Genomic DNA, 20445 nt, shown 5'->3' with positions numbered 1-20445 from the left:
AAGGATTGATTATTCGTTAGGCGGGCACTACGATTCGGAGTATGAGCGGATCTAGTGTCCGTTTTTCGTTTCATTCGTTGTAATATTTGACAACATACACTTTTTTTCGACAATTTTACTCATAATTTTATTTAAAATCATCAAACAATTAGCCTTACTAACCGATAAAAATAGAATGTGAGTTAGATTATGTGAAGGCGGAATGCAGATGAGGAATATGAAAGTAAAATTCAAAATTGGGATTCTTTTGGTATTTTCTGTAATCATGTTGAACATCGTGGGGGGGACCGGCTTTCTCACCATGGACAAAATGGCCAAAAAAACAACAGAGACGTATAATGAAAACTTGTTGCCTGTTTCTTACGTGGGGCAAATGCGTACTAACAATCGGGCCATCGAAGCTTTTCTCTTGGAGCGCTTGATTAGTGCTGATGTAAGCAAGAACAAAGAACTGTCAGAGAGCATTAAAGGGAAATTTCAGGAAAATAATGATCTTTTGAACAAGCTGAAGACCGTCCACTACGATGATAGTACGATTTTGAATAAAATAAAGGAATATGAGTCCTCCTTAACAGACTATCGTGCACAAAGAGAAAATATTGTTCAGATTGCAGATAGCAAAGGTAGTCAAGAGGCCTATCAAGTATTCAAAGGTGAGTTTAGTAATTCTCGAGAGAAAATGATTAATATGCTTAAAGAAATAAACGATTCGCTGCTAAAGGGAGCTGGAGAACATAATTCAGAGTCCGCCGCTACCGCTAAGAGCATGAAGACTAAAAGTATAATATTGATATCGTTCTCTTGGATTATTTGTATCGTGCTTAGTGTTGCAATCATTCGACTGATTACGAAACCTCTTAAGGAACTGCAAGGCTTAATGAAGCGGGCGGAAAATGGAGATTTAACCGTCATAGCAACATATACCGCCAAGGATGAGATTGGCCAAATTAATAGCTCGTTTAACAATATGCTAGAGAGCTTACGGAAGATGATGCAAGGCATTGCGGAGAGTGCAGAACTGTTATCGGCCTCATCGCAAGAGATGAGCGCTAGTGCTGAGCAGACCTCGCTGGCTTCGCAAATGATCGCCGAATCTTCAGGAGAGATTGCAGCTGGTTTTGATGAACAGACGGAAAGCATTAATCGCACCTCTCAGTCTATACAAGCTATGACCAATGATATTTCGGCCGTAGAGAGTAGCAGTTTGGAAATGTCCGACCTTATGGGAGTTGCTTCTGGTTCAACGGATCGAGGGGTAATCGCCGTAGATAACATCATTGAACAGATGAAGGAAATCGACTCCAGCGTAACCCAGAGTCAAGTGATTGTTAGTAACCTTGGACAACTGTCGCAGGAGATTAATACGATTATTACAACGATTAATGAAATTGCAACACAGACGAACTTACTGGCGCTTAATGCTTCTATCGAAGCAGCGAGAGCTGGAGAACATGGACGTGGCTTTGCTGTGGTTGCTGGAGAAATACGAGGTCTTGCAGAAGCAACGCGAAACAGTTCACTGAAAGTAACAGATATAATTACGCATATTCAAAAGCAAACGGACAGCGCGGTAGAATCAATGGCTTTAGGTTCTGAGCTAGTCTCTAATGGCGTAGTTCAAAGTCAGCTCGTATCACAAGCGTTTCATGAGATTCAAAGTTCTATTAAAGAGGCTACCCAGCAGACGGAAGAGATCAGAGAGGCGGTTGCACATGTCTCTTTAGAGTCACAAGGTGTAGCGGCAGCAATGGAACAGGTCAATGCTATATCCAATAAAGGGGCAGTGGGTGTTCAGGACACCAGCGCAGCTAGTCAGCAGCAGCTGTCTGCTATGGAGGAAATGTCCGCCTCAGCTCAATATTTAGCAGTGCTGGCGGAAGATCTGCAGAAGACTTTAGCAAGGTTCAGCTTATAGCATGAAATGAAAAAAAAGGACGTCCCAGAGCCATTTAGGCTTTGGAGACGTCCTTTTGAGTGTTATTGAATGGAATTAAGCGTACCAGCCCCATACGAAGATGAAGAGCGTACCAAAGATCGTAACTAAGCCAACGAATAAGGCATAGGCGATATTGATGTAAAGTTCTTTCTTGGTATCTGCTGATTCTCCAATATGCATGAACAGGAAGAGCTGCAGGGAAGCCTGAATGAGGGCTGTAACTAGCAGGATAGCCATGTTAGCAGTATTAGATAGATCAAGATAGATTACAGCAAGTGCAGCCACAGAAAGGACAAGAGAGGCTAAGAAACCCATCACATGGCGAATTGGAAATAATTGCTTCATCATGCTACATCAGTCCTTTCAGATAGACGAAGCTGAAAATGAAGATCCAGACAACGTCCAAGAAATGCCAGTACAGCGAGAAGATAAAGGATTTATTGGCCGTAGCCGGAGTAATACCTTGACGCTTCAACTGGATTAGAATTGCTGCACCCCACAGGAAGCCGAACGTTACGTGAGCTCCGTGTGTTCCCAGTAGTACAAAGAGACTAGATAGGAAACCACTGGTTTGAAGGGTAGCTCCTTCGTGAACATAAGTGACAAACTCCATGATTTCAATACCAAGGAAGCCGAGACCCATTAGCAGGGTTAGTCCGAAGAAGACCATCATCGCTTTTTGGTAGCCATGCCGCATGGCATGAACTGCAAGACCAATCGTGAACGAGCTTGTCAAGAGTAGCAATGTTTCGATCATCACTGGACCGATTTCAAAAATATCCGGACCGCTAGGGCCGCTGGCAAATCGGTCTACCATTACAAAGTAAACAGTGAACAACGTAGCGAACAGTGCAATCTCTGCTCCTAGAAAGACCCAGAAGCCAAAGATTTTATTACTATTCTCTTCTGTTGAGTATTCAAGCGGCTTAGACGCATCTATTTTCATACTGTCTCACCCCGCAATTTCTTTTCAGTAGCAATAACTTCTTCTGCTGGGATGTAGAATCCGTGATCCCGATCGAAGGACATAGCAGCCATTACGATGAGGATACCTACTCCCGAGAGTATAGCTGGAATCCAGAGACTGAATACCAGTGAGAATCCTGCGATGAAGAAGATAACACCTAGAATAAATGGCTTTCCTGTATTGCTAGGCATATGAATCTTAGTAATCTTATCTTCAAAGAGTGGTACTTTATCTTGTTTAGCAGACCAGTAGGCATCGCGTGTTTTTACGTTTGGAACCACTGCGAAGTTGTAAGCTGGAATCGGACTTTTCGTTGCCCACTCCAGTGTACGTGCATCCCATGGATCTCCATCGGTATCTCTTGGCTCGTAACGTGTACTCCAGTAAATGTTATAAACCAGAATGACAAATCCGACAACAAGACCAATCGCCCCTACGAACGAGACCATACTTAGCGGACCAAAGCCGGTTTCCGCAGAGTAAGTATATTGTCGGCGGGTCATACCCATTAGACCGAGAAGGAAGAGTGGGAAGAACGATACGTTAAAGGAAATAACAATCCACCAGAAAGCGTGCTTGCCTAGACGTTCATTCAAGCGGAAGCCGAATACTTTAGGGAACCAGTAGTGGAAACCTGCGATAACGGCGAATACAGCACCTGGAATGAGTACGTAGTGGAAATGCGCTACTAGGAACATCGTATTATGATACTGGTAATCGGCGCTGGCCATAGCCAGCATGACACCTGTTACTCCACCAATCGTAAAGATCGGGATAAAGGCAAGCGAATAAAGCATTGGTGTCGTAAATGATATTCGCCCTTTTCGTAAGGTGAACAGCCAGTTAAATATTTTCACACCTGTTGGTACCGCAATGGCCATGGTTGTAATTGAGAAGAAGCTGTTTACCATTGCGCCTTGACCCATTGTATAGAAATGGTGAGCCCATACTAAGAAGGACAAGAGGGAAATGATCAACATACTGAAGACCATGGATGTGTAACCATACAGATTCTTTTTGGAGAAGGTGGCGATAATTTCACTATAAATACCAAATGCCGGCAATACAACGATATATACTTCTGGATGTCCCCATACCCAGAAAAGGTTGGCCCATAACATATCCATACCGCCGTTGGCCATCGTGAAGAATTGAGATCCGAATAATCGGTCGAACATCATCAAAGCGAGCGCTACCGTAAGCACTGGGAAAGCGAATACGATGATTACGTTCGTAATCAGTACGGACCAAGTAAACATTGGCATTTTCATCAGCTTCATGCCTGGTGCGCGCATTTTCAGAATCGTTACAATAAAGTTAACGCCTGTAATGAGTGTACCGATACCTGATATTTGTAGAGCGAGTGAATAATAGTTGTTACCCACCGTTGGACTAAACTCTAGACTTGCTAGTGGGAAGTAAGCGGACCAACCAGCATCTGGCGATCCCCCAATAACAAATGAAATGTTAAGCAGCATGGCACCGAAGAAGAAGAGCCAGAAGCTGACAGCGTTCAGACGTGGGAAGGCAACGTCTCTAGCACCGATTTGCAGCGGAACGATAACGTTCATCAGACCGATAATAAACGGCATAGCCATGAAGAGAATCATAATCAAGCCGTGGGTTGTAAATACCTCATTGTAATGCTGTGCGTCAAGAAATTTCATGTCTGGAGCCGCTGTTTGCAGCTTCATCATAATAGCGTCAACGCCGCCGCGGAAAAGCATAAGTAGCGCAGCGAGGATATACATAATCCCAATACGTTTGTGGTCAACTGTAGTTAACCATTCGCGCCATAAATATCCCCATTTTTTAAAATAGGTCAGGCCAACGATAATCCCGATTGTAGCCAGAACAATACTTGCCATGGCTCCGTATATCAAGGGTTCGCCGTGGACCTTAAATTTATCCCAATCCATTAGGAATCGCTCCTTTCAAGTTGTTCATTTAACAAGGACTAATGTCCTTCATGTGTTGCGCTCTCATCATCCAGTTCCGGATTAGGTACGCTGTCGAATTCCGTCTCACTGGATGGTGCAGGAGAGGGATGAATTTCTTTATTGTCCTGATGTTCTGTGTTTCCGTTATCCGTATCCTTTTCTGTACCATTAGTACCCATATGGTCGCCATGGTCCCCTGGAGGAGGGCTAAAGGATAAGTGGGTGTTGGTGTATGTTTTACGTCCGACATGTTCCATTTCCAGAAGGTTCTTGAATTCTTCTTCGGATAGTGGGCCTGCCGTTTCTTTAACGTCTTTCACCCATTCCTGATAATCCGCATCCGTCATCGCAAGTGCCTCAAACTCCATGTGGGCAAAACCCTTACCATTAAAGTTCGCATTTCTTCCGACATAAGAGCCTACAGTATCGGCTGAAAGATGAAGGGTTGTTAACATATCGCTCATCGCGTACTTTTGTCCACCCAATTGTGGGATCCAGAGACTCGAGATCGTACCGAAAGAGTACAATCTGAACTCTACAGCGCGGTGAACTGGGATGTTCACATAGTTTACGGTTTCAATACCTTCCTCAGGATAGCTGAAATGCCATTTCCAGTTGGAGGAGGAAGCATAAATTACAAGCGGTTTCTGATCTTTATAATCCGCTGCAACGTTCTCTACATCTACTGTCGTTTTGACAGTAACCACCGATAGGAATGCCACGATAATAATTGGAATGGTAATCCAGATGGCCTCGAGCCATTTGTTTCCTTCCTCGTGTGGAGGAATGTAACCTTCGTTGCTTTTCTTGGCACGGTACTTCAAAAGTACGAAGACATATAAGATGTAGACAACTGCCAGAACACCGAGCATCACAACAATGGAGAGGATGATCGTGTCAGACAGAGTTCTCGCAGCCGGCCCCTTCGGATTTAGAACAGCGATTGAACTGCATCCTGGCAAGAGTAAAATTAGGCTGAGAAATAAAGCGTATAACGGTCCCTTTTTGTTCATGCTTAAGCTCCTTCCTTCAATACTTCTATTAATAACCCTCAATCATTACCTTCATATATAGTAAGAACTAATGAGAAAGAAAGCAAAAGACTTATTTTACCATCTAACCCATAATAGACCTTAATAATGGCGATCAAGTTAAATATGTGTGATCAATTTGTTACAAGTTCCTAATGATATGATAAAGATCACTGTAGTGGTGCTGATTAATGGATATTTTTTTCTGTTCAAACTTTGTTCAATAATTTACTAAAGTTGCTAATTTGGACACATCTATTTTGTGCAAAAGGACTATATTTTAACCAATTATTGTTGCTATGACTGGATTTAGCCCAAACACATATTTTGATGATTGTTGTCGAAATTTCTGAAAATAACCAAAAGGGTAACAAATTATTCTGCATTAAGTTACAATCTCTCAAATTTCTTTCTATTAATCTATGATAAGGTTATAGATAAATACACAGGATGGGAGATTTTTGACGATGTTTAAAAAGAAAGTTTGGCTATTATTTATAGTGTTTTTCGTATGTGCTGGTTTGGTACGAGAGATAGATTCAGTGAATGCTGCGGGCGCAGGATCCCTGAAATTAGGGGTGAATGATAAATTAACTAACATTAATGCAGTTTCGATAAAGGATACGTATTTTGTTCCACTGCGTGATTTGTCACTTGAAACGAATCTGGTTCTAACTCTTCATGCTGATGGGATAAATGTTAAGGGGAACAACGGATCCATTAGACTGATGAATGATCGTTCAACAGCTACTCTTCTTAATGGAAAAAAAATATCCTTGGTTACTTTTCTGGAAAATGGAAGAACGATGGTTCCAGTAAAGATGACCACTCATCTTGGATTTTCAATTTCGTATAAGCCAGCTGAATCATTATTAAGAGTTCATAATTCCGGTGCTAAGTTAAGCGATACTGCGTTTGTAACTCAACATAAGAAGGCTTTGCAGGCAAATGCAACTACAGGTACGACAGGTAAGAAGGGAAAAGCCGTATATCTTAGCTTTGATGATGGACCATCCGCTACAACCTCTCAACTACTTGATATATTGGCGAAGTATAATGCTAAAGCTACCTTTTTTATGCTAGGACCTAATATGAACGAGCACGCGTCCCAAGTGAAACGCTTAGTGAACGAAGGACATGCGCCTGGTTTACACGGTATGACACATGTGAAAGATAAATTTTATGCTTCTCCGACTTCTGCGTTGAAAGAAATGAATAACGATAATGCGATTCTGAAGAAGATTACCGGTCAAAGTACAACATTGATTCGTACACCTTATGGTAGTAAACCTTATTTAACAAAACCTTTTAGAGATAAGTTACTAACTCAGGGCTATCATCTGTGGGATTGGAACGTTGACTCTGAGGATTGGAGATATAAGAATGATAGTAATTCTATCTATAACACGGTTATGAGAGAGGTTCACAGTCTGAAGAAGAGTGCTCCAGTAATTCTAATGCATGATCAAAAGGCTACACTTAAAGTTCTTCCGCGTATCCTAGAGACGCTGAAGAAAGAGGGCTACGAGTTCCATATCATTACTTCAGATATGACACCTAACAACTTCTGGAAGGATCATCGTTAATTCTAATAGTAAGATTGAATAATAAAGGCTTATTCATATTGTTGAGGCGACAGATTTGATCTGTCGCCTTTTTTTTGTTGTCTGAAATCTTTGTAGATTTGACACAAGTAGGGCTCGTTAATCTATCGACGTAGTTTATTTGCCATGTTATCATGATACTCTGATAACGTATTAGCGAACTAAAGCACGCACTGCTGTGACAACGATGGGGGTTAAAAGAGATGAAGAAAAATGTATTATTGGTATTATTTATGATTATGGTAATTGTAGCTATATCAGGTTGCTCGTCTTCTGGAAGTAAGGATGGAAAGTTGGTTATCGGAATCGATGATAAGTTCGCTCCGATGGGCTTTAGAGATGAGAACAACGAAATCGTTGGTTTTGATATTGATTATGCCAAAGCTGCTGCTGAGAAAATGGGCAAAGAAATCACTTTCCAGCCGATTGACTGGTCAGCTAAGGAGTCAGAACTAAATAGCGGTCGCATTGATATGATTTGGAATGGTTATACCATCACGGATGAACGTAAGGAAAAGGTATTATTCACTAAGCCTTATCTTGAGAATAGTCAGGTAGTAGTCGTATTAGCGGATTCATCGATTTCGAAGCTAAAGGATCTGGCTGGTAAAGAGGTAGGTCTCCAAAGTCTGTCCTCCGCTGCCGATGCTTTAAATGCAAATCCGATTAAAGACCAAATCGCTAATCTATCGGAATTCCCGGATAACGTATTGGCGCTCACTGACTTGAAGACTAAGCGTCTGGACGGTGTAGTAATTGATGAAGTCGTGGCGAGATATTACATGTCAAAAGAGCCTAATACCTTTAAACTCTTGGATGAATCGCTTGCACCTGAGCAATACGGTATCGGAATCAAGAAAGGCAATGAGAGTTTGTTAGAGGAGCTACAGAAAGCACTGGATGAAATGAACAGTGATGGTGCGGCTGCAGAAATTTCTACAAAGTGGTTTGGTGAGAACAAGGTGTTGAAATAGAGGGTAACATATAGGAGTCTATTGGAGAAATGAATATGGATTATATTATACAAATTGCTGGGCCGATGTTGGAAGGTGCACGTACGACTGTTTTATTGTTCCTAATAGTTATTTTAGTGTCGATTCCGCTCGGGTTCCTAGTCACTTTGATGGCGAAGAGTGTAATCAAACCCTTGGCATGGATTGCGCATAGCTATATCTATGTCATGCGGGGAACGCCTCTTTTATTGCAATTGTTGTTCTTTTGCTTTGGTTTACCACAGATTCCGGTGATTGGAGAATATCTGGTCATGGACCGTTTCGTTGCGGCGAGTCTTGGATTTATTCTTAACTACGGAGCATATTTCGCAGAGATCTTCCGTGGGGGCATGCTCTCTATTGATAAAGGGCAGCATGAAGCAGCAAAGGTACTTGGACTGAGTAAATGGCAAACGCTGCGCAAGGTAATTCTAGCTCAAATGTTCAGGGTAGCTTTGCCAGCTGTGGCAAACGAATCGATCTCTTTGGTCAAAGATACGGCTTTACTGTACGCCGTTGCTGTACCTGAGCTACTGAACTATGCCAAAACAGCAGTAAATCGAGATTTTACAGTAACCCCCTTCGTAGTGGCGGGAGTGATTTATTTATTGATGACGCTGGTATTAACATTATTCTTCAAAGCACTGGAGAAACGTTTCAAATTCGAGTAGAAGGACTGTCCGAATATGAGTAGTATGATAGAAGTAAGGGATTTACAGAAATCCTTCGGCAACTTGGATGTGCTGAAGAAGGTTAATTTTAATATCCAGTCGGGTGAAGCAGTTGCCGTTATCGGGCCTTCCGGGTCGGGAAAGAGCACGATGCTTCGCAGTTTAGTACATCTAGAGGAAGTTACGGGTGGGAGCATCATTATCCAAGGTAAGGCCCTCGTGGAGAATGGGAAATACGCTAGTGGAGCAAGTATTCGTGAGATCACAGCGTCCATGGGAATGGTGTTCCAACACTTTAACCTATTCCCACACCTAACCGTGCGGGGGAACCTCGAGCTAGCTCCAAGAATGTTGAAACGAGAAAGTGTGAAGGAGATTACGGCTAGAAGCACGGATTTACTCTCCAAGGTAGGACTTTCGGATAAAGCGGATGTGTACCCCTCAAAGCTGTCAGGTGGACAGAAGCAGCGGGTTGCCATCGCGAGAGCGTTAATGCTGAATCCGGATATTTTATTGTTCGACGAGCCTACCTCAGCGCTTGATCCTGAGCTCACAGGCGAGGTGCTGCGTGTGATTAGGCAACTCGCAGAAGAGAATATGACGATGATTGTTGTAACCCATGAGATGAACTTTGCTCGTGATGTGGCGGATCGTGTGATTTTCATGGATAACGGTAAGATTACCGAATCCGGAACACCTGAGCAGATTTTTGACAATCCACAGCAGGAGCGAACTCGGGCTTTTCTGAGCCAAGAGTAGGAAGAGTCATTAGCGTTCCTGGCTGATTAATGAAAAGTTTATTTATAAGAAAAATAGGAGTGTCCTAAAAGCCAAAAATGGCTGCTGGGACACTTTTTTTGATTATGATGATGTTGATCCTCATTGCTTAGCAAATCGTAGGAAGCCTGCAAAAGTGCATCTTTTTTTAATAGATATCATCTTATAAAGTTCAATAACTGCAAAGGTGCAGGCATCTCCATGCCAATGGTTTGGATGCTACTTCTGGAGCAAAGGTAACTGCAGATTTGCAGGAATTAGTGCTTTAGCGATCTTCTAATCCTAGAGAAATGTATTTTTGCAGGTTTTTTCGCTATTACGTGTGTTTGGCTGCTGGGACACTTTTTTTGATTATGATGATGTTGATCCTCATTGCTTAGCAAATCGTAGGAAGCCTGCAAAAGTGCATCTTTTTTTAATGGATATCATCTTATAAAGTTCAATAACTGCAAAGGTGCAGGCATCTCCATGCCAATGGTTTGGATGCTACTTCTGGAGCAAAGGTAACTGCAGATTTGCAGGAATTAGTGCTTTAGCGATCTTCTAATCCTAGAGAAATGTATTTTTGCAGGTTTTTTCGCTATTACGTGTGTTTGGCTGCTGTGACACTCCTTTTTTGATTGACAAAAAGTTTAAACTGTATTAATAATAGTAGTACAGTTAATACACACCATAATGGATTTAATGCAAGATAGTGGAAGGAGGCAGATTATGTTCGAATTGGATGTTCGTAGTCGGAAGCCGATATATGAGCAGCTGACCGATAAGGTCAAGGAAATGATTCTGCATGGTATTTTGCAGACGGATGAACAGCTACCTTCTGTAAGGACGTTATCCCAGCAGCTAACTGTGAATCCCAATACGATTCAGAAGGCATACCGTGAATTGGAACGTGAGGGTTATATCTATTCACTGCAGGGGAAAGGGAGTTTTGTAGCCCCAATGAAAAAAGAACAGAATGAGATCAAAAGAGCAGAGATCCGGGATGAGCTACTACGACTGATGGCAGAAGCAGTATACCTTGGGTTCACCGCAACTGAGATAAGTGCGTTATTCCAACAAGTGGAGAAGCAAAGAGAAGGGGGGAAGCGTAATGATTGAGATTCGAGGAGTCAGCAAGTTATTTCAAGGGGAGAAGGCTGTTGATGATATCTCTTTAACGGTACGGAAAGGGACGATTTATGGGCTGCTCGGGTCTAATGGCGCGGGTAAAACTACGCTGCTCAAGACCTTAGTAGGCATTTACTCTCCAGATCAGGGGACCGTGAAGGTGGATGGTGAAGTGGTATTTGAACATCCGCAGACGAAGCAGAGGGTTATATTTATGCCGGATTCTCCTTACTTTTTTCCCCAATCCACCATGCTGCAAATGGCAGCCTTCTATCGCTCGATCTATCCGGGCTGGAATCAGAAGCGCTTTGAGGATTTGGGAACTGTTTTTCAACTGGACAGAAGCCGTAAGCTTAGTCGTTTCTCTAAGGGGATGCAGCGGCAGGCATCATTTTGGCTAAGCTTAAGCTGTATGCCAGATGTGCTTATCATGGATGAGCCGATTGACGGGTTAGATCCGGTGATGCGGCGCCAAATCAAAAACATACTGTTTCAAGAAGTAGCTGAACGCGAGCTAACAGTCCTAATTTCCTCGCATAATCTTCGTGAGATTGAGGACCTATGCGATCATGTCGGGATTATGCATGCTGGAAAAATGCTGATCGAGAAGGATTTGGATGATCTTAAGGCAGATACCCATAAGATTCAAGTAGCCTTTCGAGATGAACGGCACGAAACAGCAATATCGGCGAAGCTGCAGGTTTTACATCAAGAGCGACGGGGTAGCGTGAACCTATACATAGTAAAAGGGGATCGTGAGCGAATCACAGCAGCTTTTCACGTGTATGAGCCCTACGTATTCGATTTGCTTCCATTGACGCTAGAGGAAATTTTTATTTATGAAATGGGGGATGCCGGATATGACGCGCAGCCGATACTTCTTTAATAGCAGCATCATTCGCCAGAACTTCCGCCAGCACGGTTGGATCGGAATTATATATGCACTCGGTCTTTTGTTTGCGCTTCCGCTGCAGATGTTCATGAGTAATAATCCTAATGCGGTGCCGCAGGAGATTGATCATTTATTCCGTGTTACAGGTGAAATGCAGATGATATTCATTGTAAGCATCCCTGTTGTTGCGGGCCTATTTTTATTCTATTACCTGCAAACGAAATCGCCATCAGATATGTGGCATAGCTTGCCTCTTCGTCGCGAGCATTTGCTAACCTCACATCTAGTTAGTGGTTTGCTTCTGCTTCTGATTCCCGTATGGCTGACAGCTGCAGTTGTGGCGTTGGTTAGGCAGTGGGGCGGGAACTTGTATATTTTTCAGGGGAATGAAATTTGGAGCTGGTGTATCGCGGTAACTGTCCTTACGCTGTTCCTGTTCTGTCTCAGTGTCTTTGTTGGAATATGCTCAGGTCAATCTGTTTTACAGGGAATCATAATTTATGCTCTTCTCCTCCTTCCGTCAGTGGGGATCTTTCTAATGGATAGCCATTTATCGATGTATTTATATGGTTATCCTGAGCTGTCCGCGTACCATAACAATCTAGATAATTGGTCTCCTTTTATTCGAATGATGAATATTTCAGGTAATCCTTTTAGTTCAGTAGAATTGTGGATTTATGGAGGATTGTCTGCTTTGTTTATTGGATTATCCTATCTGTTATACCGTAAACGGCATTCGGAAAAAGCAGGTCAGGCCATTGCATTCGTGTATTTTAATCCTCTTTTTAAAGCGGGAATCATGATTTGCTGTATGCTTATTGCGGGTAACTATTTCGCGCAAATGAAGCATCAGCAGATAGGATGGGTCATTAGTGGATACGCTATTGGAGCGATTGTCGGCTATATTGCAGCAGAAATGATCATTCGTAAAACTTGGCAGATTGTGACTCGTAAGGTGCCTGTTGAATTTGCAATTTATACTGCATTGTTAGGTCTTCTCTTATATATTCCTGCATCAGGATTAACCGGGTATGAAAATAGAGTGCCTTCTGAAGACAAAATCAGTGGTGTGTTTGCGGGTAGCAGCTATTGGATGTATAACAGGGCGGAAGATTCGTATGGAGGCAATTTTTTAACGGATGAGGATCTTTTTTCTAAAGATAAACAGTATATCGAAGCTGTCCGAAAACTTCATCAAGCCGTTGCGACGATTCGTCCGGAGAATAAATCATCCAAACCTTATTATGACTATAATCAATATCAATCGTTTACTGTAGCGTATAGCTTGGATAATGGCCGAGAGATGCTGAGGAGATATTTGGTGCCATTAAAAGGGTTCGAACCAGAACTGAAAGCTGTAATGGAGTCTGAAGGATTCAAGCGTGCGCAGTATGCCGTTTCACAATTGGAAAAGGATATTGATCTTATTCGGATTAATAATTCGGTAGGAAATCTAAACAAACAAGTGGTCATCTCAGATCCTGCAGAAATAACGGAATTCAAGGCGATTTTGAAAAAAGAAATCCTGAGCATGTCGTTTGATGATCAAACGAATGATAAGGCGGCAGTGGCGAATATATCACCTATTGTTAATATTGATGGTATTGGGAGTAGCACCTTCTTCAATTATTCATGGTCCGCTTCCTATCACGAGCTGGAGAAATGGATGGAGGAAAAAGGCTACGCTGACAAGGTTCGTACTAACGCTGAGGATGTAGAGTCCGCGAAGCTTGTGAAGATTGATCATAAGCGTTCGGCTGAAAATGTATATGATCCTGATCCATTATTGGAACTTGCGGGCAAAGAGAATCAAGTCATCGATACAGAGGACAAGGCAGTGCTAGCGGACATTTTAAAACAGCAACGATCCTATTCGTATAAAAACAGCGACTATCTCATCAAGATGGTATATAAGGGAGGTTATACGGATTTCGTGATGTTAAAAGAGTCCGATTTAACGCCTGGGCTGAAGGCTTTGTTGAAATAAGGTGCGCAGAAGATTATATATAAAAGGCTATCTGTTGACAATAACTGGATAGTTAGTTTATGCTTTTGGAGAGATGTTAGGTATTAAATAGAGCTGAGTAAATATAAATTGATCAGGGGGTAAGGACAGATGAATGAGAATATGAATAATCAATTTTCGTTTTTGTATAATGTTTATCCATATATTCTTCCATCTATCACCTTGGCTTACAGGTCAGCCTCAGAACCAGTGTATTCATTTCCGGTTAAATAACATTACATGATTATCCGGTAAATATATCTGTAATTAGGTGAAGCCCGACCATGGACGATAGAGTCCATGGTCTTTTTGCATATTTTGAAGGTTAAAAGGGAGGAAATAAAATGACAGAAATACATCAATCGATCATCCAGCAGCTTCGGTCCATTGAATCTGAAGAACATGTTCGCATTCTGTATGCGTGTGAATCAGGCAGTCGGGCCTGGGGATTTCCATCCAAGGGTAGTGATTATGATGTTAGATTCTTATACATACGGAGACCAGAGGCGTACTTATCCATATTTGAGCGCAGGGATGTTATAGAGCGCCCCATTAGTGACATGCTCGATATTAACGGTTGGGATTTAAAGAAGGGCCTTAATTTATTTCGAAAATCGAACCCGCCTCTATTGGAATGGCTGGAATCACCGATCCGCTATGAAGAAAAGTACTCTGTAGCCGAAAGTATACGTGCGCTCTCGCCGCAAAGCTTTTCGCCTAAATCCTGCATTTACCATTATTTGAACATGGCGCGAGGAAATTACCGTGATTATCTGCAAGGCAGCGAGGTCAAGCTTAAGAAGTACTTTTATGTATTAAGACCACTCCTTGCGTGCGCCTGGATTGAAAAATATAACGAAGTGCCACCGCTCAATTTTAATGAGCTTGTACAAGACCTGATCCCACAAGGTTCAGAATTACAGGAAAATGTGCAGAACCTGTTAACTCGCAAGATGTCCGGTGATGAGCTAAATCTAGAGCCGCGCTTGGACGTTATCAACATGTACTTGGAGGACCGAATTGCTCATTTCGAGGCGGTTGCTTCTGCTTTTGAACAGAGTGTTGGCATTACGGATGAAGCGTTGGATGATTTATTCCGATCAGCATTGATTGAGGTTTGGGGAGAAACAGGGAAGTGGAGCTGGTAAGTCTGCAGTTCAATAATGGTTAAGGAGAGATGAAGTTAATGCATTTAATCATCAAGGCGACGGGGGCAGGTGCGGGGATGTTGTCCCATCTGCTGGCCAAAAACCCGCATAATTTATATGACAGAAGCGATAAAGAAGCCAGAGTGCGTATAGTGTTCACTGCCGCTTCAGACGAAGAGACGGAGGCCGTTATCTATGTTACTCCAGATCCAATTGCTCTGGTCAAAGGAAGTGCCGCTCATAATGACATCACACAATATATTAATGATCGGGAATTTGTTACAAGCAGTCGGTTCTGCTCGTATATTCGTCCTGCGCTAGGCACAGCACTGAATGGTAAGCCAAAGGAAACTTTTTTGCCTTGGGTGGATCACAAATTTCAATTGGAGCTGTCCTTTGGGCCAGTAGCTTCGAATCTGCCGGACCGCACGGTTGAGGAATTGTTTCAAGCGCTCGGTTACGAGCTTGAGCTTGAAAGAGGAGATGCAATGTATTCCTTTGACTTAAAAAGCCGTAGTTCAGCTCGATATATTAGACTGCGCGGAGAACAGACGCTGCAAACGGCCCTTCGTCAATTGTTCATTCTGATTCCGGCACTGGATGATGATAAGCATTATTTCATTAGTGATGATGAAATCGAGAAAATTAAGCGATACGGAGAGGACTGGTTGGATAGCCATCCGTTACGTGCGTTAATTCTCAAGCGCTCACTACGATTTGCTAATCTTATTAAGCAATTTGATGGTGTGGAATCCGCCCATTCTCCTGAAGAAGCAACTGTTACTCCTGTTGAGGTTTCAGCTGAGCCTAAAGTTAGATTAAACGATCTGCGTTATGCGGCGATTGCGGAAACGGTAGAAGGGTTGGATTTCAGGAGTAGTATCGTTGATTTTGGTTCCGGTGAAGGGAAGCTTTCGGCAAGACTCGGAAGTGTGCCGGGTGTTAAGCAGATCTGGGCGGTTGAGCCTTCCGCAAACTCACAGCTGCGAGCAATGGATCGTTTCTCGAAGCTTGAAGACAGGGCGGGAGTTACAGTTCCAACGCCAGTTACAGGTTCTTTGTTCTACTTCGATGAATCGCTGCGCAACAAGGATATTATGATCCTCTGTGAGGTTATTGAGCATATAGACGAATATAGGTTGGCCCGAGTGATGGAGACTATTTTGACGGAATATCGTCCTAAGGTATTGATCCTGACTACACCGAACAAGGAGTATAACGAGGTGTATGAGATGAATGCGGAAGAAATGCGGCATGGTGATCACCGTTTTGAATGGGGGCGCGAGGAATTCTCCGCTTGGTGTAAACGATGGACGAGTGCCTTTGATTATTCAGTTGATTTTAAAGGGATTGGCGAAGCTTCGGACACTTTTGGTTACCCGACGCAGATGGCGATTTTTAGTAGGGAGGGGACATTGTAATGACTATGGAAGAGCAAAAGGAAAGGCAGAGAACTATTTCTTTTCCGCATGCAGGAATTATTGTGCTAGTGGGTCCCTCTAATAGTGGCAAGACCACTTTACTGCGAAGATTAGTGGATGAAGGAACGCTATTGCAGAGTGAAATCGTCTCATCAGATGATTACCGTACTATGCTTGGTGACACTGATTTTATGGATTGGACGAATCGTCCCCGCGAGGAAGCGGATATTATTTTTAATGATTATCAGCTGCTCTCGAGCCTAGCATTTGAAGCAATGAACTCAACGATTGCCATGCGCTGCCGACTAGGAAAGCTGACGCTGGTGGATGCTACACATCTGCAAGAAGAATATCGAAAGCAATATTTAGATTTAGCAGATAAGCATAATGTTCCATGTATGGCTTGGGTGCTCGATGTTCCAGAGGAAACGCTGCTAGAGCGGGATATTCAGCGTGAGCATCCACGCGGTCGCCAGCGGGTCAAACAACAATACGGACAGTTCAAGCGTTCGTTGCGCAGTATTAAGGACGAGGGCTTCACTTCAACTTATTTTTTGAAAAATACTGAGGCGATGCTTTTTGGACGTAAGCGGAATCCATTATGGGTTGAAATCGGCGCAGGACTTGATATTGTCGGCGACATTCATGGTTGTTACGAAGAGATGATCGAGCTGCTGGAAAGATTGGATTATAAGGAAGACGAGCAAGGGCTGTACAAACACCCCGATGGTAGACTGTTAATCTCTGTGGGCGATGTGATGAGCCGGGGGCCGGAATCGTTGAAGACGATGAGGTTTTGGAAAAAGCATGTTGATGCTGGAATCGCTCGTATGATCGACAGCAACCATGGCTGGAAAATCGCCCGTTACCTAGATGGCCGCAAAGTTACATTGAGTCATGGAGATGAGAAAATCGCCGCTGAGCTGGAGGCATTTGCGCTAGAAGCAGGGGATGAGGAAGCAAAAAGGCTTAGGGAAGAACTCAAGCAGTTTCTGTTGTCCGCACCTAGCCATTTGTTGTTTGGCCGTAATGGCGTGCGGCGGGTCGTAGTTGCCCATGCAGGAATTCGCGACGAGTATATCGGCAAACAGTCAAAGCGGATTCAGGACTTCTGCCGATACGGGGACACGGATGGTATGGACGGCAAGGGGGCTCCTGTAAGGAAAGAATGGTATGTCGAACATGAATCCGGAGAAATCATCGTCTGGGGGCATGATCCTAGACCTTTCCCTACAGTGGTGAAAAATACAGTGAACATCGATCAAGGCGCTGTTTTTGGCGGGTCGTTAACTGCGTACCGTTATCCTGAACAACAATTTGTTAGTGTTAAAGCAAAGCGTGATTATGCAGGTGACCCAGATAGTCCGTTGATTCGCTGGGAGCGGGGGAGATTCTCGCCACCTAATCTGCGTAAATTTGTAGAGGGCTATTCAGTTCAGACGGACCTTTATGGAGAGGTGACTGTGCGTGGAGAATTCGTTAAAGCAGCGATAGATACGGTCTCTCACTTCACGGTTCCGCTAGAGGAACTGGTGTATATCCCACCGACCATGAGTCCGCCGCCTTCAGTGTCTATGGATGAGAACTATTTGGAGCATCCACGTGAAGCTTTTGCTTATTTCCGGGCACAAGGTGTTAAGACAATGATTGCGGAGAAAAAACATATGGGCAGCCGGGCCATCCTGTTATTATTCCGGGATGAAGAGGCGGCGCTATCGTATGTGGGTAGACCGACGTTAGGTACGATTTATACACGTACAGGCCGAGCTTTTTTTGACAGGGATACTGAAGCTGAAGTGTTACGTAGGCTGAACGAGGATCTCGTAGGGGCGAATTATTTTGCGGAAAATAACACGGATTTGCTGCTCCTGGATGCGGAGATCGTACCGTGGAACTTGAAAGCGCGTGAGCTGATTTCCTCTCAATATGCGCATGTGGCTGAAGCTGCTTTGCTGGATCGGGAGCATCTTTTGGAAAAGCTGCGTGAGGCTGAACGGTCAGGACGAGATGTTGCCTCGTGGATCCTGGAAATGGAGGGAAAGCTCCAGAATGCTCATCTTTTTAAGGAGGCTTTCCAAAAATATTGCTGGGACGTAAATGGATTAGACGGGATTAAGATTGCCCCCTTCCACACCCTTGCACATAGCGGCAGAACTTTTTTTGAACACAGCCATCTTTGGCATATGGAACATAATCGTGAGCTAGCTGAGGTGTCACCGTTGTTTATGGAGACTGAATACCGCACAGTTTCTAACGAAGCTGATGAGGAGCAGGTTATCCGTTGGTGGGAGGAAATGACGGAGGATGGGCATGAAGGGATTGTCATCAAGCCGGAAACTTTTATAACACGTCATGGAGATAAGTTGGTTCAACCTGCACTCAAGGTGAGAGGGCGTAAATATCTGCATATTATCTATGGGATAGATTATTTAGAGCAGGACAATCTAGTACGCCTCAAGCAGCGCAAGACAAGCAAAAAAGAGCGCCATGCTTTAATGGAATGTGCACTTAGCCGGGAATCTGTGGAAAGGTTTATTCGTAAAGAGCCGATAGAACGAGTACACGAATGTGTGCTTGCTGCATTGTCGCTGGAGTCTGATCCAGTTGATCCGCGGCTGTAGAATAATAGAAATGAGTAGTGAATTGAGGTGGAAATATAATGATGAGCAATGCTACTGAAGTGTTGTTAAGTAAATTTATGACTAAATTGCTCAGGCATACTCCGGAGCAATATGGCCTTATTTTGGACCCGGAGGATGGTTCCTGTACGTTGGACGATTTGTTGTCCGTGCTTGTGAAAGCTCCTAGATGGTCCGGGGTGACTGTGGGAGAAATCCAGCATGTGGTTACAAGTTGCGAGAAGCAGCGATTTGAAATCGAAGGAGACCGAATCAAAGCCCGGTACGGGCATAGTCATACCAAAATTACCTACGAGCCGGGAACTCCGCCACCTACGCTATATCACGGAACCCATGCAGGTATTCTTTCTGCTATTTTGGAAGAGGGACTCCAATCAATGGGACGCCAATATGTTCATTTGTCTGAGGGGACTCATTTTGCCAGTCTGGCCGGAAGTCGGAGAGGGAAATTGATACTACTGACTGTTGATACGATTAGCGCTGGTCAAATGGGTGTGAGTTTTTATTTTGCGGGTAATGAGGTATGGTTGGCGGATTCTATTCCACCTTCCTGTCTTAATGTGTATAACCCATAAGTTACCACTAGATCGTCGTTTGGTTAGGAGGCAGAATCACATGGATGGAATCTCAGATCACCTAGATCACGGATTACAGATTGTATTTATTGGTTTTAACCCGAGTATTCGTTCTGGCGAGGTAGGACATCACTACGCGAATCCACGAAATAATTTTTGGAGAATCTTACATCAGTCGGGACTTACTCCTCGGTTGTACGATGCGTCTGAGGATGGGGATCTGATTAAGCTGGGCTATGGTTTTACGAATATTGTTGCCAGGCCCACACGTGGAATCGACGACATTACACGTGAAGAATATAATGAGGGCCGTGAATTGCTTCGTACTAAGTTGGAACTATATCGCCCACAGGTGGCTTGCTTTGTTGGAAAAGGGGTATATACAGAGTTTAGCCGTAGGACTAAAGCTAACTGGGGACTCCAAGCGGATGTACCTCCGAAGGTAGATGGTGTGCGTGAATTCGTAGCACCATCCTCAAGTGGATTGGTGAGGATGCCGATGGAGGAAATTGTAGAGATTTACCGTAGGTTAGCCGAGTTTACGCAAGAAAGCGACAGATGAGATGATGTGTTTGGATACAGAGTTAGGGGCATAAAGAAGGGACAATGAGTAGAACTACTGAGTAGGTGCTGAAGGATGTGCTGAGTGAAACGTTGATTTGCGAACTGAGTGAATTGAGAGGAATGTTGATTAGCGAACTGAGTGAGGGAACGAGAGGAACGTTGATTAGCGAACT

17 protein-coding genes are annotated in these 20445 nt (G+C 43.5%); 13 read left to right on the top strand and 4 right to left on the bottom strand.

Annotation, left to right across the window (positions count from 1 at the left end; all coding sequences use genetic code 11):
- Window positions 1-208: 208 nt before the first annotated feature.
- Window positions 209-1915, top strand: a complete 1707-nt coding sequence (locus NSS67_RS29875; protein ID WP_339317407.1) for a methyl-accepting chemotaxis protein — start codon at window positions 209-211, stop codon at window positions 1913-1915.
- A 75-nt stretch (window positions 1916-1990) separates the two neighbouring features.
- Here NSS67_RS29875 and qoxD read toward each other — a convergent pair whose 3' ends face one another.
- The 4 genes from qoxD to qoxA are packed head-to-tail and all read right to left on the bottom strand — an operon-like array spanning window position 1991 to window position 5856.
- The gene (qoxD, locus tag NSS67_RS29870; RefSeq protein WP_036680878.1) at window positions 1991-2281 is read right to left on the bottom strand and encodes a cytochrome aa3 quinol oxidase subunit IV; all 291 of its coding nucleotides are present in this window, start codon (window positions 2279-2281) and stop codon (window positions 1991-1993) included.
- A gap of 4 nt (window positions 2282-2285) precedes the next feature.
- A complete protein-coding gene (qoxC, locus tag NSS67_RS29865; RefSeq protein WP_339317406.1) occupies window positions 2286-2882 on the bottom strand; it encodes a cytochrome aa3 quinol oxidase subunit III in 597 nt (198 codons plus the stop codon).
- Window positions 2879-4822 carry a cytochrome aa3 quinol oxidase subunit I gene (gene qoxB, locus NSS67_RS29860; RefSeq protein ID WP_339317405.1) on the bottom strand — a complete coding sequence of 648 codons (1944 nt, stop codon included), beginning with the start codon at window positions 4820-4822 and terminating at the stop codon, window positions 2879-2881. The genes qoxC and qoxB overlap by 4 nt, the downstream gene beginning before the upstream one ends.
- Before the next feature lie 38 nt (window positions 4823-4860).
- Window positions 4861-5856 (bottom strand): cytochrome aa3 quinol oxidase subunit II, encoded by a 996-nt coding sequence (qoxA, locus tag NSS67_RS29855; RefSeq protein ID WP_339317404.1) that lies wholly within the window; start codon window positions 5854-5856, stop codon window positions 4861-4863.
- Between the two features lie 485 nt (window positions 5857-6341).
- Here qoxA and NSS67_RS29850 point away from each other — a divergent pair, with 485 nt between their 5' ends.
- The 12 genes from NSS67_RS29850 to NSS67_RS29795 all read left to right on the top strand — a co-directional run bounded on the left by NSS67_RS29850 (window position 6342) and on the right by NSS67_RS29795 (window position 20270).
- On the top strand, window positions 6342-7460 hold the full coding sequence (locus NSS67_RS29850; RefSeq protein ID WP_339317402.1) for a polysaccharide deacetylase family protein: 1119 nt from the start codon (window positions 6342-6344) through the stop codon (window positions 7458-7460).
- Window positions 7461-7681: 221 nt separating this feature from the next.
- Window positions 7682-8452: an amino acid ABC transporter substrate-binding protein gene (locus tag NSS67_RS29845; RefSeq protein WP_339317400.1), complete on the top strand. Its 771-nt coding sequence runs from the start codon at window positions 7682-7684 to the stop codon at window positions 8450-8452.
- A gap of 29 nt (window positions 8453-8481) precedes the next feature.
- Window positions 8482-9141: an amino acid ABC transporter permease gene (locus NSS67_RS29840; protein ID WP_339317399.1), complete on the top strand. Its 660-nt coding sequence runs from the start codon at window positions 8482-8484 to the stop codon at window positions 9139-9141.
- Between the two features lie 15 nt (window positions 9142-9156).
- Window positions 9157-9900, top strand: coding sequence for an amino acid ABC transporter ATP-binding protein (locus NSS67_RS29835; RefSeq protein ID WP_339317398.1), 744 nt, complete (start codon window positions 9157-9159; stop codon window positions 9898-9900).
- Between the two features lie 729 nt (window positions 9901-10629).
- Complete coding sequence (locus NSS67_RS29830; protein WP_339317397.1) at window positions 10630-11019, top strand: GntR family transcriptional regulator; 390 nt, start codon at window positions 10630-10632, stop codon at window positions 11017-11019.
- The gene (locus NSS67_RS29825) at window positions 11012-11914 is read left to right on the top strand and encodes an ABC transporter ATP-binding protein (protein ID WP_339317396.1); all 903 of its coding nucleotides are present in this window, start codon (window positions 11012-11014) and stop codon (window positions 11912-11914) included. Before NSS67_RS29830 ends, NSS67_RS29825 begins: the two co-directional genes overlap by 8 nt.
- Window positions 11880-13907: a DUF6449 domain-containing protein gene (locus tag NSS67_RS29820; RefSeq protein ID WP_339317395.1), complete on the top strand. Its 2028-nt coding sequence runs from the start codon at window positions 11880-11882 to the stop codon at window positions 13905-13907. The genes NSS67_RS29825 and NSS67_RS29820 overlap by 35 nt, the downstream gene beginning before the upstream one ends.
- A 362-nt stretch (window positions 13908-14269) precedes the next feature.
- Window positions 14270-15073 carry a nucleotidyltransferase domain-containing protein gene (locus NSS67_RS29815; RefSeq protein ID WP_339317394.1) on the top strand — a complete coding sequence of 268 codons (804 nt, stop codon included), beginning with the start codon at window positions 14270-14272 and terminating at the stop codon, window positions 15071-15073.
- A gap of 38 nt (window positions 15074-15111) precedes the next feature.
- Window positions 15112-16494, top strand: coding sequence for a 3' terminal RNA ribose 2'-O-methyltransferase Hen1 (locus NSS67_RS29810; protein WP_339317393.1), 1383 nt, complete (start codon window positions 15112-15114; stop codon window positions 16492-16494).
- 5 nt (window positions 16495-16499) lie between these two features.
- Window positions 16500-19115: a polynucleotide kinase-phosphatase gene (locus NSS67_RS29805; protein WP_339320746.1), complete on the top strand. Its 2616-nt coding sequence runs from the start codon at window positions 16500-16502 to the stop codon at window positions 19113-19115.
- A gap of 38 nt (window positions 19116-19153) precedes the next feature.
- On the top strand, window positions 19154-19708 hold the full coding sequence (locus NSS67_RS29800) for an RNA 2'-phosphotransferase (protein WP_339317392.1): 555 nt from the start codon (window positions 19154-19156) through the stop codon (window positions 19706-19708).
- 40 nt (window positions 19709-19748) lie between these two features.
- A complete protein-coding gene (locus NSS67_RS29795; RefSeq protein WP_339317390.1) occupies window positions 19749-20270 on the top strand; it encodes a mismatch-specific DNA-glycosylase in 522 nt (173 codons plus the stop codon).
- The last annotated feature ends 175 nt before the right edge of the window (window positions 20271-20445 follow it).

Source organism: Paenibacillus sp. FSL R10-2734 (assembly GCF_037963865.1).
Classification (GTDB): domain Bacteria; phylum Bacillota; class Bacilli; order Paenibacillales; family Paenibacillaceae; genus Paenibacillus_AQ.
This window is presented reverse-complemented; position numbering and strand designations above follow the sequence as displayed.